Annotated in this window: 15 protein-coding genes; 7 read left to right on the forward strand and 8 right to left on the reverse strand. The window is 70.4% G+C overall.

Annotation, left to right across the window (positions count from 1 at the left end):
* The first annotated feature begins 71 nt into the window (after positions 1–71).
* Genes rfbB through ACLJN9_RS02565 form a run of 6 tightly spaced genes read left to right on the forward strand, consistent with a single transcriptional unit; the run spans position 72 to position 5,351 of the window.
* Entirely contained in the window at positions 72–1,073 is a 1,002-nt protein-coding gene (gene rfbB, locus ACLJN9_RS02540; protein WP_410809321.1) for a dTDP-glucose 4,6-dehydratase, read from the forward strand.
* Positions 1,070–1,957 carry a dTDP-4-dehydrorhamnose reductase gene (gene rfbD, locus ACLJN9_RS02545; protein ID WP_410809322.1) on the forward strand — a complete coding sequence of 296 codons (888 nt, stop codon included), beginning with the start codon at positions 1,070–1,072 and terminating at the stop codon, positions 1,955–1,957. Before rfbB ends, rfbD begins: the two co-directional genes overlap by 4 nt.
* Positions 1,954–2,325, forward strand: coding sequence for a DUF2304 domain-containing protein (locus ACLJN9_RS02550; protein ID WP_252414680.1), 372 nt, complete (start codon positions 1,954–1,956; stop codon positions 2,323–2,325). The genes rfbD and ACLJN9_RS02550 overlap by 4 nt, the downstream gene beginning before the upstream one ends.
* Positions 2,318–3,019 (forward strand): glycosyltransferase family 2 protein, encoded by a 702-nt coding sequence (locus tag ACLJN9_RS02555; RefSeq protein WP_410809323.1) that lies wholly within the window; start codon positions 2,318–2,320, stop codon positions 3,017–3,019. The genes ACLJN9_RS02550 and ACLJN9_RS02555 overlap by 8 nt, the downstream gene beginning before the upstream one ends.
* Positions 3,016–4,326: a lipopolysaccharide biosynthesis protein gene (locus ACLJN9_RS02560; RefSeq protein ID WP_410809324.1), complete on the forward strand. Its 1,311-nt coding sequence runs from the start codon at positions 3,016–3,018 to the stop codon at positions 4,324–4,326. Before ACLJN9_RS02555 ends, ACLJN9_RS02560 begins: the two co-directional genes overlap by 4 nt.
* Complete coding sequence (locus ACLJN9_RS02565) at positions 4,323–5,351, forward strand: glycosyltransferase family 2 protein (protein ID WP_410809325.1); 1,029 nt, start codon at positions 4,323–4,325, stop codon at positions 5,349–5,351. The genes ACLJN9_RS02560 and ACLJN9_RS02565 overlap by 4 nt, the downstream gene beginning before the upstream one ends.
* A gap of 64 nt (positions 5,352–5,415) precedes the next feature.
* Here the strand turns inward: ACLJN9_RS02565 and prcA are convergent, their stop codons facing one another.
* The 7 genes from prcA to arc all read right to left on the reverse strand — a co-directional run bounded on the left by prcA (position 5,416) and on the right by arc (position 13,661).
* Positions 5,416–6,237: a proteasome subunit alpha gene (gene prcA, locus ACLJN9_RS02570; RefSeq protein WP_410809326.1), complete on the reverse strand. Its 822-nt coding sequence runs from the start codon at positions 6,235–6,237 to the stop codon at positions 5,416–5,418.
* 61 nt (positions 6,238–6,298) lie between these two features.
* On the reverse strand, positions 6,299–7,138 hold the full coding sequence (gene prcB, locus ACLJN9_RS02575; RefSeq protein WP_410809327.1) for a proteasome subunit beta: 840 nt from the start codon (positions 7,136–7,138) through the stop codon (positions 6,299–6,301).
* Positions 7,057–7,743, reverse strand: coding sequence for an endonuclease VII domain-containing protein (locus tag ACLJN9_RS02580; RefSeq protein ID WP_410809328.1), 687 nt, complete (start codon positions 7,741–7,743; stop codon positions 7,057–7,059). Before ACLJN9_RS02580 ends, prcB begins: the two co-directional genes overlap by 82 nt.
* Positions 7,744–7,764: 21 nt before the next feature.
* Positions 7,765–7,980, reverse strand: coding sequence for a ubiquitin-like protein Pup (locus ACLJN9_RS02585; protein WP_030332902.1), 216 nt, complete (start codon positions 7,978–7,980; stop codon positions 7,765–7,767).
* A gap of 104 nt (positions 7,981–8,084) precedes the next feature.
* The gene (gene dop, locus ACLJN9_RS02590; RefSeq protein WP_410809329.1) at positions 8,085–9,602 is read right to left on the reverse strand and encodes a depupylase/deamidase Dop; all 1,518 of its coding nucleotides are present in this window, start codon (positions 9,600–9,602) and stop codon (positions 8,085–8,087) included.
* A 110-nt stretch (positions 9,603–9,712) separates the two neighbouring features.
* Complete coding sequence (locus ACLJN9_RS02595) at positions 9,713–11,692, reverse strand: hypothetical protein (RefSeq protein WP_410809330.1); 1,980 nt, start codon at positions 11,690–11,692, stop codon at positions 9,713–9,715.
* Between the two features lie 184 nt (positions 11,693–11,876).
* On the reverse strand, positions 11,877–13,661 hold the full coding sequence (gene arc / locus ACLJN9_RS02600; protein ID WP_410809331.1) for a proteasome ATPase: 1,785 nt from the start codon (positions 13,659–13,661) through the stop codon (positions 11,877–11,879).
* Positions 13,662–13,839: 178 nt separating this feature from the next.
* Here arc and ACLJN9_RS02605 point away from each other — a divergent pair, with 178 nt between their 5' ends.
* A complete protein-coding gene (locus ACLJN9_RS02605; RefSeq protein WP_074309704.1) occupies positions 13,840–14,130 on the forward strand; it encodes a ferredoxin in 291 nt (96 codons plus the stop codon).
* Between the two features lie 57 nt (positions 14,131–14,187).
* Here the strand turns inward: ACLJN9_RS02605 and ACLJN9_RS02610 are convergent, their stop codons facing one another.
* On the reverse strand, positions 14,188–14,760 hold the full coding sequence (locus tag ACLJN9_RS02610; RefSeq protein WP_410809332.1) for a hypothetical protein: 573 nt from the start codon (positions 14,758–14,760) through the stop codon (positions 14,188–14,190).
* Positions 14,761–14,768: the final 8 nt, after the last annotated feature.

The following is a 14,768-nucleotide window of genomic DNA, read 5'->3' on the forward strand; positions in this document are numbered from 1 at the left end:
CACGGCTACTGTGCGTGCGCCCGGGTCGCATCCCCCGGCCGGCGCGTCGATTGGCGTACACTCTCGGACCCGTGAGGATCCTCGTCACCGGCGGAGCCGGATTCATCGGGTCGGAGTACGTTCGTCTGCTGTTGGGCAAGCCCCTCGGCGGCGCCGAGGGCGTGCCGCCGATCGAGCCGGCAGCGGTGACCGTGCTCGACAAACTGACCTACTCGGGTAACCGGGCCAACCTGGCCCCTGTCCAGAACGATCCGCGGCTGCGGTTCGTGCAGGGCGACATCTGCGACCCGGTCCTGGTCGACCAGGTCGTCGCCGAGCACGACGTGATCGTGCACTTCGCCGCCGAGTCGCACGTCGACCGCTCCATCGCCGGCGCCGCGCCGTTCGTCACCACCAACGTGCTGGGCACCCAGACGCTGCTCGACGCCGCCCTGCGCCACCGCACCGGCCGGTTCGTGCACGTCTCCACCGACGAGGTGTACGGCTCGATCGACTCCGGCTCCTGGACCGAGACCTGGCCCCTGGCCCCCAACTCGCCGTACTCGGCGTCGAAGGCCGGCTCCGACCTGCTCGCCCTGGCGTACCACCGCACCCACGGCATGGACGTGGTGGTCACCCGCTGCTCCAACAACTACGGCCCGTACCAGTACCCCGAGAAACTCATCCCCCTGTTCGTCACCAACCTCCTCGACGGCGCCACCGTGCCCCTCTACGGCGACGGCGGCAACATCCGCGACTGGTTGCACGTGCACGACCACTGCCGCGGCATCGCCCTGGTCCAGCAGAAGGGCCGCGCCGGCGAGGTCTACAACATCGGCGGCGGCACGGAACTGACCAACAAGGAACTCACCGGCCGACTCCTGCAGGCCTGCGACGCCGACTGGGACCGCGTCGTACCCGTCGCCGACCGCAAGGGCCACGACCGCCGCTACTCGCTGGACATCACCAAGATCAGCGAGGAACTCGGGTACGCCCCCAGCATCGACCTCGACCACGGCCTCGCCGAGACCGTCCGCTGGTACCAGGACAACCGCACCTGGTGGGAACCCCTCAAGTCCACCCCGACGGCATGACCCGACTGCTCGTCACCGGTGCCGGCGGGATGCTCGGTCAGGACCTGGTCGCCGTCCTGGCGACCCGGCCCGATCTCAAGGTGACCGCCGCCACCCGAGCCGACCTGGACGTCACCGACCCCACCGCGGTCGACGCCGCGGTGGCCGGGCACGACCTCGTGATCAACGCGGCGGCGTGGACCAACGTCGACAGCGCCGAGGCCGACGAGGCGGCGGCCACCGCCGTCAACGGCGCGGGCCCCGCGAACCTCGCGGCGGCGTGCGCGACCAGCGGAGCACGGCTGATCCAGGTCTCCACCGACTACGTCCTCCCCGGGGACGCGAACACCCCCTACCCCGAGGACGCGGCTCCCGCGCCGACCAACGCCTACGGCCGCGGCAAGCTCGTCGGCGAACAGGCCGTCGCGCGGCAGCTGCCCCACACCGGGTACGTGGTGCGCACCGCCTGGCTGTACGGCGCGCACGGGCCGAACTTCGTGGCCACGATGCTCCGGCTCGCCAGCCAGCGGGAGCACCTCGACGTGGTCGACGACCAGCACGGTCAACCCACCTGGTCGTACGCCCTCGCCGGGCAGTTGGTCGCCCTCGCCGACGCGGCGGTGGCCGGCCGCGCGGCTCCCGGGGTGTACCACGGCACCTGTGCCGGGCAGACCACCTGGTACGGGTTGGCCCGGGCAACGTTCGCGCTGGCAGGGCTGGATCCGGACCGGATCCGACCCACCACCAGCGACCGGTATCTCCGTCCCGCTCCCCGTCCGGCGTACAGTGTGCTAGGGCACCGCCGCTGGGCGGCCGCGGGTCTACCGCCGCTTCCGGATTGGCACACCAGCCTGGTTGACGCGTTCGAATCCCCCGCTCCGCCCGCCCCGTGGAAGGTCGCATGAAGCTCACCCTCGTCACCGGCCTGACCGGCCTGCTACTCCTCGCCACCATCGTCGAGTTGCTCCGCCGCCGTCAGCTGCGCGAGAAGTACGGCATGCTCTGGCTCGCCGTTCTGATCATCGTGATCCCGCTGTCCCTGTTCCCCCGGCTGCTCGACAACGTCGCCGAACTCCTCGGCGTCGCCTCCGGTGTCAGCCTCGTGCTCTTCCTCGGCATCGTCTTCCTGCTGCTGGTGTGCGTCCACCTGAGCTGGGAGGTCAGCGCCCTGGAAGAGGAGACCCGCACCCTGGCCGAAGACTTCGCCCTGCTCCGCGCACAGATCGACGCGGACCGGGCGGCCCGAGACGAACTGGTGTCCAGCGATGGTTAACGGCAAGCGCACCTTGATCATCATCCCGGCCCTCAACGAGTCGGGCTCCATCGCCGACGTGGTCGGCGAGGTCCGCGGCGAGCTGCCCGGCGTCGACGTGCTCGTCGTCGACGACGGCTCCACCGACCGCACCGCGGCCGTCGCCGCCGCCGCTGGCGCCCTGGTCGCCAAACTTCCGTACAACCTCGGTGTCGGCGGAGCCATGCGGCTGGGCTACCGCTACGCCCGCGACCACGACTACGAGGTCGCCGTCCAGATCGACGCCGACGGCCAGCACGACCCCCGGTACGTGCCGAAGCTCGTGGACCTGCTCGAGGACAACGACCTGGTCATCGGTGCCCGGTTCGCCGGCGAGGGCGAATACAACGTCCGCGGCCCCCGCCGCTGGGCGATGGTGATGCTCTCCGCCGTGCTGTCCCGGGTCGCCCGCACCAAGCTCACCGACACCACCTCCGGCTTCCGGGCCGCCAACCGGCGGGTCATCGAGATGTTCGCCGGCTGGTACCCGGCCGAGTACCTCGGCGACACGGTGGAGACCCTGGTGCACACCGCCCGACGCGGCTTCCGCATCCGGCAGGTACCGGTCGCCATGCGCAAGCGGATGGCCGGCACACCCAGCCACTCCCCCGCCCGGGCGATGATCTACCTCGGTCGCGCGTTCGCCGTGCTCACGCTGGCGCTCATCCGCCGGTGATCCGTCGCCTGCTGCGCCTGATCCCGCCCGGCACCATCGCTGTCGGTGCCGGGCTGGGTCTCCTCGGCCTCGCCTCCTACGTCCACCTCGCGGTGGCCGGCCACAACCTCACCGAGGCCGACTACTCCTCGTTGGCGGTGCTCTGGTCGATCGTCTTCACCCTCGGCATCGGCGTGTTCATGCCCGTCGAGCAGGAGGTCGCCCGGGTCGTCGCCGCCCGACACAGCCAGGGGCTGCCCCCCGGGCCGGTGCTGGCCCGTGGCGTCACCGTGGCCGCCGTGGTGCTGGCCGTCCTCGTGCTGGCCGTCACCGCCGGCCGGCAGCCGCTCGCCGACCGACTCTTCGCCGGCGACGACACCATGGTCACCGTGCTGGTCGGCGCGCTCGCCGCCATGGCCGTCGCGTACGCCACCCGCGGTGTCCTCTCCGGCCTGCAACTCTTCCCCTGGTACGGCACCCAGCTCGGCGTCGACGGCGGCCTGCGCATCGTCCTCGTCGCCCTGCTCGGGCTGGCCGGGGTCACCTCGCCCGTCTGGTACGGCCTGGTGTTGGTCGCCGCGCCGCTGGTCAGCGTCCTGTTCACCCTGCCGCCGGTGCTGCGCACGGTCGGCGGCGGCCCGCCGGTGGCCTGGGCCGCCCTGCTGCGCGGCCTCGGCCTGCTCACCGTCTCCAGCCTGCTCTCCCAGGTCGTGGTGAACGTCGGCGTCATCAACGCGGAGCTGCTCGCCCCCTCCGACGACGCCGCCGCCGGCGCGCTGCTCTCCGCCCTGGTGCTGGTGCGCATCCCGCTGTTCGTCTTCGGCTCGATGCAGGCGTCACTGCTGCCGGGCCTGGCAACCACCGCCACCACCGGCGACCGCGCCGGCTTCCACAACCTGCTGCGCCGAGCGCTCGGTATCGTCACCGCGCTCGGCCTCACCGGAGCGCTCGGCGCCGTGCTGGTCGGCCCCTGGCTGGTACGCACCCTGTTCGACGCCCCCGGCGTCCTCGGGCACGGCGACTTCGCCTGGTTGGCCGCCGCCACCCTCGCCTACCTGTGGGCCATGGTCCTCGGTCAGGCGCTCCTCGCGCTCGACCGGCACCGCGCCCAGGCCCTCGCCTGGACCGCCGGCGTCGTCGCCCTCATCGCGGTGACGCTGATCCCGGTGTCGGTGACCCTGCGGGTCGAGCTGGCCTACGCCGTCGGCTCCGTCGTCGTGGCCGCCACCATGGCGGTGCTACTGCGCGGCGGCACCCCACGCACCCCCACCCCCACCCGGCCACAGGACGACGCCGTCGCCCCCGCCGTATCCGGAGGCATCCGATGACCCGCCCGCAGGTGACCGCGGTGATGCTCGCCTACGGCGCCGAGCCGTACCTGGTCGACGCCGCCCGGGCCGTGCTGGCCAGCACCGACGTCGAGATCGAACTGATCGTCGTCGACAACGGTTGCACCGGCGACGGCATCGACATCGTCAAGGGCTTCCCCCAGGTCCGGGTGGTCCGACCCGAGCAGAACACCGGCTACTCCGGCGGCTGCCGGGTCGGCGCCGCAGAGGCCACCGGCGAATGGCTCGCCTTCGTCAACTCCGACGCCGTCGTCGCCCCGGACGCCCTCGCCAAGACCGTCAGCGTGGCCGCCGAACCCGGCGTCGGCGCCGCGATGGCCTCGATCCGGCTCGCCGACACTCCCGAACTCATCAACACCTCGGGCAACCCGCTGCACTTCACCGGGCTGTCCTGGGCCGGCGGCAACGGCGAACCGGCCACCGCCCACGCCCACCGCACCAGCGTCCCCTCGCTCAGCGGCTGCTGCTTCGTGATCAGCCGGCAGCGGTGGCAGGACCTCGACGGCTTCGCCGCCGAATACTTCGCCTACCACGAGGACACCGAACTCAGCCTGCGGCTCTGGCAGCGCGGCCTGCGCCTGGAGTACGTTCCGGACGCCGTCGTGCGGCACCACTACGAGTTCTCCCGCAACGACCTGAAGCTCTACCTGGTCGAACGCAACCGGCTGGTCACGCTGCTCACCGCGTACCAGACCCGGACGCTGGTGGTGCTCGCTCCGATGCTGCTGCTGACCGAGGCCGCCATGCTCGCCGCCGCGCTCGCCGGCGGCTGGACCAGGCAGAAGGCCCGTGGTTGGGGTTGGCTGTGGCGCAACCGCTCCTGGCTCGGAGCCCGCCGCCGTCAGCTCCAGAACGAACGCACCGTGCCCGACGGCGTGATCGCCGAGCTGATGACCGCCCGGGTCGCCCCGTCGAACGTCGACTCGCCCCCCGGGATGGGCGTGTTCAACGCGGTCGCCGCCGGCTACTGGGCGCTGGCCCGGCCACTGCTGCAGCGCCGCTGACGAACCCCTCGGACAGCAGCGCCGGCGACCGCCTCCGCGGTCCCCGGCGCTGCTGCTCCAACGATCAGCGGTCGGCCTGACCGGGCCGATCCTCCAGGTCCGCGGAGCCCGCGGAACTGGTCGGCTTACCAGCATCCCCGGTCGGCACGCTCGGGGTGTCCGGCCGATCGCCCGCCGGCGGCGCCGCCTCTCCGTCCAGCAACGCGGTCAGGGCGGCCCCGGTGATCCGCCGGAACGTCCGCCCGACCCGCTGGCGGTCCAGAACGGCCACCTCGAGTTGGTTCGCGGCGATCGTCCGAGCGGCACCGCCCTCACCGCCGACGCTGCTCAACGCCTGCACCGCTACCTTCACGGCCTCGGCGAGTGACATGTCCCCGCGGTGGTTCGACTTCAGCACACCGGTGATCGCCTCGGCCTGCCCGCCCATCGCCATCCGCCCCGGCTCGTCGTTGACGGAGCCGTCGTACGTCAGCCGGTACAGCTCGTCGTCCTCGGCGGTCGCCCCGACCTCCGCCACGCAGATCTCCACCTCGAACGGCTTGGACTGCTCGGTGAAGATCGCGCCCAGGGTCTGCGCGAACGCGTTGGCCAGCGCGCGGCCGGTCACGTCCCGACGGTCGTAGCTCAGCCCGTTCAGGTCGGCCATCCGCACGCCGGCCCGCCGCAGGTTCTCGAACTCGTTGTACCGGCCGACCGCGGCGAACCCGATCCGGTCGTAGATCTCGCTGACCTTGTGCAGGGCGCTGGAGAGGTTCTCCGCGACGAAGAGCACGCCGCCGGAGTAACTCAGGACCACCGCGCTACGCCCCCGGGCGATGCCCTTGCGGGCCAGCTCGGAACGGTCGCGCATGATCTGTTCGGGCGAGGCGTAGAACTGCATGGCCACGGCGGCGGTTCTCCTTACAACGCTGTGCTGACGTCTGCTGACTGGTGGGGGTGGACGGGGCTCAACCGCCCGGGTTCTCCATCCGGCCGGCGACCACACCCTCGGCGATCGTCGCCGTCTCGGCGTCGGTGAGCCGGTAGGTGCCCTCGGCGGTGGCGGTCATCACCACCGGGTAGATCCGCCGGGTCAGATCCGGCCCGCCGGTCGCGGTGTCGTCGTCGGCGGCGTCGTAGAGCGCCTCGACCGCGAGCCGCGTCGCGTCCTCGACGAGGAGACCGGCCCGGAAGCGCTTCTTCAGCGCGGACTTGGCGAAGAGCGACCCGGAGCCGATGGCGTCGTAGCCGGTCTCCTCGTACGGGCCGCCGGTGACGTCGAAGCTGAAGATCCGACCGGCCTTCGTCGGGTCGGCGGCGGCCAGGTCGAAGCCGGCGAACAGCGGCACCACGGCCAGCCCCTGCATGGCCGCACCCAGGTTGCCCCGGATCATCGAGGCCAGACGGTTGGCCTTGCCGTCCAGCGAGAGCATCGCGCCCTCGATCTTCTCGTAGTGCTCCAGCTCCACCTGGAACAGTCGCATCAGCTCGATCCCGATGCCGGCGGTGCCCGCGATACCGACCAGCGAGTACGCGTCGGCCGGGTGCACCTTCTCGATGTCGCGCTGGGCGATCAGGTTGCCCATGGTGGCCCGTCGGTCGCCGGCCATCACCACGCCGTCGGCGGCAGCGATGGCCACGATGGTGGTCGCGTGCGGTGCCAGGTCGGCGGCCATGCCCGGCGGCAGCGGCCGCCGACCGGGCAGCATCTCGGGCGCCACCCGGCTCAGAAACGTCGTGAAGGAGGACGTCCCCGCGTTGGTGAACACATCTGGTAGACGCCCGGATGGATCAAAGCCCGCTGCCACGTGGTTCCTCTCAGGTACGTGATCGCCCTGGCCAGCCTCATCGGACTGTCACGGAACTGGCCAAGACCACCGTTGCAGTTGAAGCAGAGTATCCCGCGCACCCATCCGGTGCGATGATCGTGGTCCAGGTGTTGCGGATCTTCCCCACCGCAGATCGCACAGACCCCGCCCTGCTCGGCTAGGAGCTCCTGGAACTCCTTCTCCCCGATGCCGTACCGCCGCCGCAGGTGGTACTCGCGGTTTCCCCCGTACAGCCGCTCTTTCGTGTCTCGGGTCTTCGTGTTGTGGCAGGGCTTGCAGTAGGTGGCATAACCGGAAGCCTCCGCCCGGTTCCGAGGAAACGCCTCGAGTAACTTGACTGTGCCGCAGGCCGGACAAAACTTGTGCCCCTCCGGCACGACCCGACCTTCGCGCACGTCACGGTCGAATTTTGCCCGTACCCGACGCGCGTAGCTGGCCTTGGACCGCTCATTGAAGCAGCCCTTGCAGTAACTGCCACGGCCATCCGGCCTCTCCGAACTCACGCAAAACTGATCGAGCGCTTTCCACTCGCTGCAGTCTCGGCAGCGACGAAGCCCGTCGTGATCATCGCTCGCTCTAGGCATGTCTGAATTGCCCCAGTATATTCACTGACCTCCTTTTTGCACGTAACCTCTCACGAATTCTTCTGCGTTTTCTTCGAGGACAGAGTCGATTTCGTCGAGGAGATCGTCGACGTCCTCGGTGATCTCAGCGTGCCGCTCGGCCACCTCGGGATTGGCCTCGGTGGTGACGTCCTCGATTTCCTCGCCCTGGCGGGACTTGCCGGACTGCGACTGGCCGCCGCTGTCATGAGTGGCCATTGCTGCCTCCTCCACGATCGTCTGCGATCAACTTACCTCGCTCGGGCGACGAAAAGCCCGCCGCGCGCCGGCTTACGGCACCCGACGGGCATCCGGACCTCCGCTCAACCCCCGGTCAACGTCTCCAACAGGTCCTTGGCGCTGGCACAACGGTCGAACAGCGCCCCGACGTGCGCCCGGGTGCCCCGCTCCGGCTCCATCATCGGCACCCGCACCAGCGACTCCCGGCCCACGTCGAAGATCACCGAATCCCAGCTCGCGGCGACGACCTCGGAGGCGTACTGGGCCAGGCAGCGGCCGCGGAAGTAGGCCCGGGTGTCCTCCGGCGGCTCGGTCATCGCGAGACGCGTCTCGTCGTCGGTGAGCAGCGTCTTCATCGCCCCCCGGGTCACCAACCGGTGGTAGAGGCCCTTCTCCGGCCGGACGTCGGAGTATTGCAGGTCGACCAGCTGCAGCTTGTGCGAGCCCCAGCCCAGCTTCTCCCGATCCCGGTAGCCCTCCAGCAGCCGTAGCTTGGCCACCCAGTCCAGCTCGTCGGCGCACAGCATCGGATCACGGCCGAGCCGGTCCAGGACGCTCTCCCAACGGTCGAGCACATCGATGGTCTGCTCGTCGGCATCCGTGCCGTACCGGTCGTCGACAAAGGACCGCGCCCGCTCCAGGTATGCCCACTGCAGGTCCAGGGCGGTGAGCCGGCGGCCGTCGCGCAGCCGCATCCGGTGCGACAGACCGGGATCGTGGCTGACCGCCCGCAGCTCGCTGACCGGGTCGGCGATGCCGAGGTCGGCGCCGAGCGCCTTTTCCTCGATCATGGTGAGGATCAGCGCGGTGGTGCCCACCTTGAGGTAGGTGGAGATCTCGGAGAGGTTGGCGTCGCCGATGATGACGTGCAGCCGGCGGTACTTGTCGGCGTCGGCGTGCGGCTCGTCGCGGGTGTTGATGATCGGTCGCTTGAGGGTGGTCTCCAAGCCGACCTCGACCTCGAAGAAGTCGGCGCGCTGGGAGACCTGGAAGCCGCTCTGCCCGCCGTCCTGCCCGATGCCCACGCGGCCGGCGCCGCACACGATCTGCCGGGTGACGAAGAACGGCGTCAGGTACGCCACGATGTCGGCGAACGGAGTCTGCCGACGCATCAGGTAGTTCTCGTGCGCGCCGTAGCTGGCGCCCTTGTTGTCGGTGTTGTTCTTGTAGAGGTGGATCGGCTGGCTGCCGGGGATGGTGGCGGCTCGGCGCGATGCCTCGGCCATCACCCGCTCGCCGGCCTTGTCCCAGCGCACCACGTCCCGAGGTGTGGTGACCTCGGGCGTGGAGTATTCCGGGTGGGCGTGGTCGACGTAGAGGCGCGCCCCGTTGGTGAGTATCACGTTGGCCAGGCCGAGGTCCTCGTCGGCCAACGCCTCGGCCGGGTCGTACGCGGCGCCGGAGTAGGTGAAGCCTCGGGCGTCGCGCAGCGGCGACTCTTCCTCGTAGTCCCAGCGCGCCCGGCCGCCCCGGTTGAGTTCGGGGCGGGCCCCGTAGGCGTTGACCACCTGCGACGAGGTGACCATGGGGTTGGCTCCGGCCTGGCCGGGAACGGAGATGCCGTACTCGATCTCGGTGCCCATGATCCGACGTACCGTCATGCGACCACTCGCTTCGCTCGCCCACGGAGCCGGCGTGCCCGCCGCTTCCACCATCGAGACTAGTCTGCGTGGTGGCCCACCGCGCAGCCCTGACGCGCGGCGCGGCGCGGCTACCGCGGCGTGGCGGGCTTGAGCGGCACCAGCGTCAGACCGTCCCGGAGCGAGGGGTCCGCCTTGAGGGCCCCATCGATGGCCTGCTGGGCCGCCGGGTCGGCGACGACGAGCCGCAGCGGGCGGGGAACACGACGCAGGATCTCCCCCGTCCGGGCGGGCTCGTCGTAGATGCGGAAGTAGATGCCGGGTTCGGTCTGACCGCTCGTGCCCTGCATGGCGGACAGGAAGATCGACTCCCGGTAGCCCTGCAGACCCTGCTTGTCCACCACGAGGGTGACGGTGCCGGGGATCGCCGGGTAGTTCCGGTAGGCGATGGCGGTGACCGACGCGGAGCGGGTGATGGCTCGCACGTCTCGCTTGGCCCAGTCCTTCGCCCAGGTGCCGTTGCTGCCACTGCGGTGGAAGATGCCGCCGGTCCAGCCGATCAGGCCGGTGCCGGCCAAGAGCGCGACGATCACCAGTGCGGCGGTGGCGAGGGAGGGCAGGGCGCCCGTGATCGGGCGTCGTGCTTCGGAGTCGGTGCTCTCCACGGGAACGGGCAGCAGTCGGGCGAGCGCGGCGGTGCCGATGACGAGCACGACGATGACCAGGTGCGCGGTCTTGCCGAAGTAGTACGCGGGCTGGGTGCCGTTGGCGAGGTTCACGGCGGCCATGGCGGCTGAGAAGAGCAGCGCGACGGCCAGCACGACGAGGAAGCGCCGCCAGGTGGACTCGCCGCGGTTGGTCCGGGTGAAGACGGCGGCGAGGACGACTGTGCCGAGGACGAGCATGGCGTTGTAGGTCTCGAAGGGCGGCGTGCCGCCGGGGGCGGCGAGGGCCTCGCTCTGGCCGGCGACGAGCAGGCCGAGCAGCGCGGTCAGCGGGGCCAGGGCGGCGGTGAACACCGCGATGATGGCGACGGTGCCGGGGCGGGTCCGCAGCCGGCGCCGGTCGGCGATCAGCCAGCACAGCACCATGGCGCCGGTCGGGAAGAGGAAGAGGTAGTAGCTGAAGCCGATGCCGATCAGCAGCGCCCCGACCAGGATGAGGTGTTCGCGGAGCCGGTGCAGGGGGCGGGCGACGAGAGCGATCAGGATCACCGCGAGGCTGAGCCCGAACATCTCGCTGGGGTAGCCCGCGACCAGCAGCCGGGGCAGTTCGGTGCCGAGGACCAGCGCGGTCACGGCGACGATGAGGACCAGTCGGCGCAGCGGGTGCAGGGGGCCGGCGACGTGCTGAGCGGCCCAGATCAGCGCGAGCACCAGCAGGCCGAACGTGGCGAGACACCAGAGCACGTAGTGGTCCATGAGGGCCGCCCCGGTGGGCGCGGGGCCGGAGCTGCGCAGGAAGCCGTCGAGCAGCGCGGTGGTCAGGTGCCAGCCCTGGGGGTAGTGGACGAGGCCGGAGAAGATCTGCTCGCGGGCCGTGTCGGGGTCGAGGAAGAGATAACCGCCCAGACGGCCGATCACGTCGAACAGGGCCGGGTGCCGGCCGTTGTCCTCGCCCACCATGGCGAGGTTGAGCCGCTGGCCGAAGCCGCTGGCGCGCAGGTAGGGGGTGGCGAGGTAGCCGGCGGCGAGGGCGGCGGCGGCCAGCGAGGCCAGGTCGGACCAGCCGGGGCGGGGCAGTCGGGGCGCGCGCCGGGACAGCACGGCGGTCAGGGTCAGGACCGTGAAGGCCAGCCCGGCGACCGGTACCGGGTGCAGGCCCCAGGGCCAGACGCTGAAGGCCAGGCCGGCGGCGCAGGTGAGGCCGGCCAGCAGGACCAGGGCGAGCACCACCCGGTCGAGCAGGGTACGCCCGGAGCGCAGCAGGCTGGCCGTGCCGAACAGGACCAGCGGAGGTAGCAGCCAGGCGGCGTGCACGGCGTTCGCGGCGAACGGCAGGAGCCAGCAGGCGAGCAGCACGGCCAGCAGCAGGCCGATCCCGGGGCGCCGGGCGGCCGGCGGTGTGGGCGGCGTCGCCGCCCGGTTCCGACTGTCCGTGCCACCTGGCACTGCTGACTTTTCTACGGTGGCGTCGGCGCGCACGGGGTCCTCGTTCGGTCGGTCGGCGGAGTCGCCGCAGTCTAGCCGGAACGGGCGGGGACCTCGGCCCAGCGGTGTCGCGTCGGGACGGGTGGCGGCCGGACGCAGACGGCGGCGGCACCGGACAGAGCCGGTGCCGCCGCGGTGTGCTCGATCAGAGGTACTGGCCGGTGTTGCTGGCGGTCTCGATGGCCCGGCCGGCCTCGGCGCCCTTGCCGCCGGAGACGAGCGTGCGGATGTAGACGATCCGCTCGCCCTTCTTGCCGGAGATCCGGGCCCAGTCGTCGGGGTTGGTGGTGTTGGGCAGGTCTTCGTTCTCCCGGAACTCGTCGACGCAGGCGTCGAGCAGGTGCTGCAGGCGCAGACCTTTCCGGCCGGAGGTGAGGAACTCCTTGATGGCCATCTTCTTGCTGCGGTCGACGATGTTCTGGATCATCGCGCCGGAGTTGAAGTCCTTGAAGTAGAGGACTTCCTTGTCACCGTTGGCGTAGGTGACCTCGAGGAAGCGGTTCTCCTCGGTCTCCGAGTACATCCGCAGCACCACGGCGTCGATCATCGCCGCGACGGTGGCCTGGGGGTCGGCCCCGTGCTCGGCCAGGTCGTCCGGGTGCAGCGGCAACCCGGCAAGGATGTACTTGGAGAAGATGTCCTTGGCCGCTTCGGCGTCCGGCCGCTCGATCTTGATTTTCACGTCGAGGCGACCGGGCCGCAGGATCGCCGGGTCGATCATGTCTTCCCGGTTGGAGGCGCCGATGACGATGACGTTCTCCAGGCCCTCCACGCCGTCGATCTCGCTGAGCAGCTGCGGGACGATGGTGTTCTCCACGTCCGAGGAGACACCGGAGCCGCGGGTCCGGAAGATCGAGTCCATCTCGTCGAAGAACACGATCACCGGGGTGCCCTCACCGGCCTTCTCCCGGGCTCGCTGGAAGATCAGGCGGATGTGTCGCTCTGTCTCACCGACGTACTTGTTGAGCAGCTCCGGGCCCTTGATGTTGAGGAAGAAGCTGGTGTGCTTCTCCTTGCCCTGCCGCTCGGCGATCTTCTTGGCCAGCGAGTTGGCCACCGCCTTGGCGATCAGCGTCTTGCCGCAGCCGGGAGGGCCGTAGAGCAGGATGCCCTTGGGTGGGCGGAGTTGGTGCTCGCGGAACAGGTCCGCGTGCAGGAACGGCAGCTCCACCGCGTCGCGGATCTGCTCGATCTGCGCCTGGAGGCCACCGATGTCGGTGTAGTCGACGTCGGGCACCTCCTCCAGGACCAGCTCCTCGACCTCGCTCTTCGGGATCCGCTCGTACGCGTATGCCGAGCGGGGCTCGATCATCAGCGAGTCGCCGGCCCGGATCGCCGAACCGATGAGCGTCTCGGCGAGGTGCACGATGCGCTCCTCGTCGGAGTGGGAAACCACCAGCGCCCGGTCACCCGGCCCACCGTTGGGTCCCTCCAGGATCTCCTTGAGCATCACCACCTCGCCGACCCGCTCGAAGCCGAACGCGTCGACGATGTTGAGCGCGTCGTTGAGCAGAACCTCCTGGCCACGCCGTAGCTCGTCGGCGTCCAGCGACGGCGAGACGGCGACCCGCAGCTTGCGGCCGCCGGTGAACACGTCCACCGTCGAGTCGTCGTGCCTGGCCAGGAAGACGCCGTAGCCACTCGGTGGTTGCGCGAGGCGGTCGATTTCTTCCTTGAGCGTCACGATCTGCGTGCGAGCCTCCTTGAGGGTGCTCACCAGCCGGTCGTTGTTCTCGGTCAGCCGCGCCAACTGTGCCTGGGTGGCCGCCAGCCGCTCTTCGAGCTGCCGGACGTGTCGGGGGCTTTCGGTCAACTTACGCCGCACCAGAGCGAGTTCCTCCTGAAGGAACGCGACCTGCGTGGAGAGATCGTGGGCTTCCTTCTCCCACCGTGCGGCGCGCGAGTCCGCGTCGTCGCTGCGTGCTGCCACGTCCCACCTCCCCGGGGGGCTTGAACGTTCTGCCCTAACACTAGCCGCTATGAGGCCGATTCGGTCCCACGCAACACCCTCGTCACCGAACCTTGATCGCCAAGGGTGGCCTGGCGGGCCGGTACCGGCGTTCGGGTACCGTCGAAGCGTGGGACGCGAGAACATGGGGGGTGCTCCGGTGGCCGAGGTCGCGACCGACCAGCTGCAGGTCTGGGTGGACCAGGATCTCTGCACGGGCGATGGACTCTGCGTGCAGTACGCGCCGGAGGTGTTCGAGTTCGACATCGACGGCCTGGCGTACGTCAAGGGCGCCGACGGTGAGCTGCGGATGGCGCCGGGCAGCCGGGTCGACGTTCCCGAGCATCTGCGACTCGAGGTGATCGACTCCGCGAAGGAGTGCCCGGGCGACTGCATCCACGTGGTGCGCGGCGACGGCGTCGAGGTCGCCGGGCCGGACGCCGAGGACTGACCGACCCCCGCCGGGCGCGTCCGCGCGGACGGCGGGGCGGCCCGACGGGGTACGCCGTCAGAGCATCGGGCGGCCGACGACCGAGGCGACCAGCCGCGCGAACTCCTCCAACCGGGCGATCTGCCCGGCACCGCCGTCGTCGAGGGTCTTGCCGAAGCGCAACGCGTCGTGTCGCGGCGCACCGACCATCTCCTCGCTCGGCGGCGCCTCGTCCAGTGAGGTGAGCAGCAGGTACACGTCGATGCTGTCGACCCGGATCTCGCCGCTCTCGGAACGGTTGAGCCGACGCCGGCAGCCGACCTCGGTGACGGTGGAGACCGGCACCACCCGCAGCGACGAGGTCATCGAGCCCGCGGGCCCCTCCCCCGGCGGCACGTCCTCGCCGTGCCAGAGGATCAGTCGGCTGCCGTCACAGACGACGACCTCCTGCCACACGCCGTTGACCTCGTTGACGAAGCGTTCCAGGGTGAAGCCGAGCACCGATGCGCCGCGCAGCACCCCACCGAGCGCCTCCAGGGCGACGTCCGGGTCGCGCAGGTAGGCGCGCGCCGCCGACTCCAGGTCGGTGTAGGGCGACCAGTCCGGAAACACCGCGGGAAGATCACCGCCGCCGTAGCCCGGTCGGCTCATGCCGTCGC

The sequence above is a fragment of the Micromonospora sp. 067-2 genome (assembly GCF_046549295.1).
GTDB lineage: Bacteria > Actinomycetota > Actinomycetes > Mycobacteriales > Micromonosporaceae > Micromonospora.

Coding starts and splice junctions, on each gene's coding strand:
- rfbD (WP_410809322.1), top strand. CDS start 1,070: ATGACCCGACTGCTCGTCACCGGTGCCGGCGGGATGCTCGGTCAGGAC.
- ACLJN9_RS02550 (WP_252414680.1), top strand. CDS start 1,954: ATGAAGCTCACCCTCGTCACCGGCCTGACCGGCCTGCTACTCCTCGCC.
- ACLJN9_RS02555 (WP_410809323.1), top strand. CDS start 2,318: ATGGTTAACGGCAAGCGCACCTTGATCATCATCCCGGCCCTCAACGAG.
- ACLJN9_RS02565 (WP_410809325.1), top strand. CDS start 4,323: ATGACCCGCCCGCAGGTGACCGCGGTGATGCTCGCCTACGGCGCCGAG.
- ACLJN9_RS02580 (WP_410809328.1), bottom strand. CDS start 7,743: ATGCCTAGAGCGAGCGATGATCACGACGGGCTTCGTCGCTGCCGAGAC.
- ACLJN9_RS02585 (WP_030332902.1), bottom strand. CDS start 7,980: ATGGCCACTCATGACAGCGGCGGCCAGTCGCAGTCCGGCAAGTCCCGC.
- dop (WP_410809329.1), bottom strand. CDS start 9,602: ATGACGGTACGTCGGATCATGGGCACCGAGATCGAGTACGGCATCTCC.
- ACLJN9_RS02610 (WP_410809332.1), bottom strand. CDS start 14,760: ATGAGCCGACCGGGCTACGGCGGCGGTGATCTTCCCGCGGTGTTTCCG.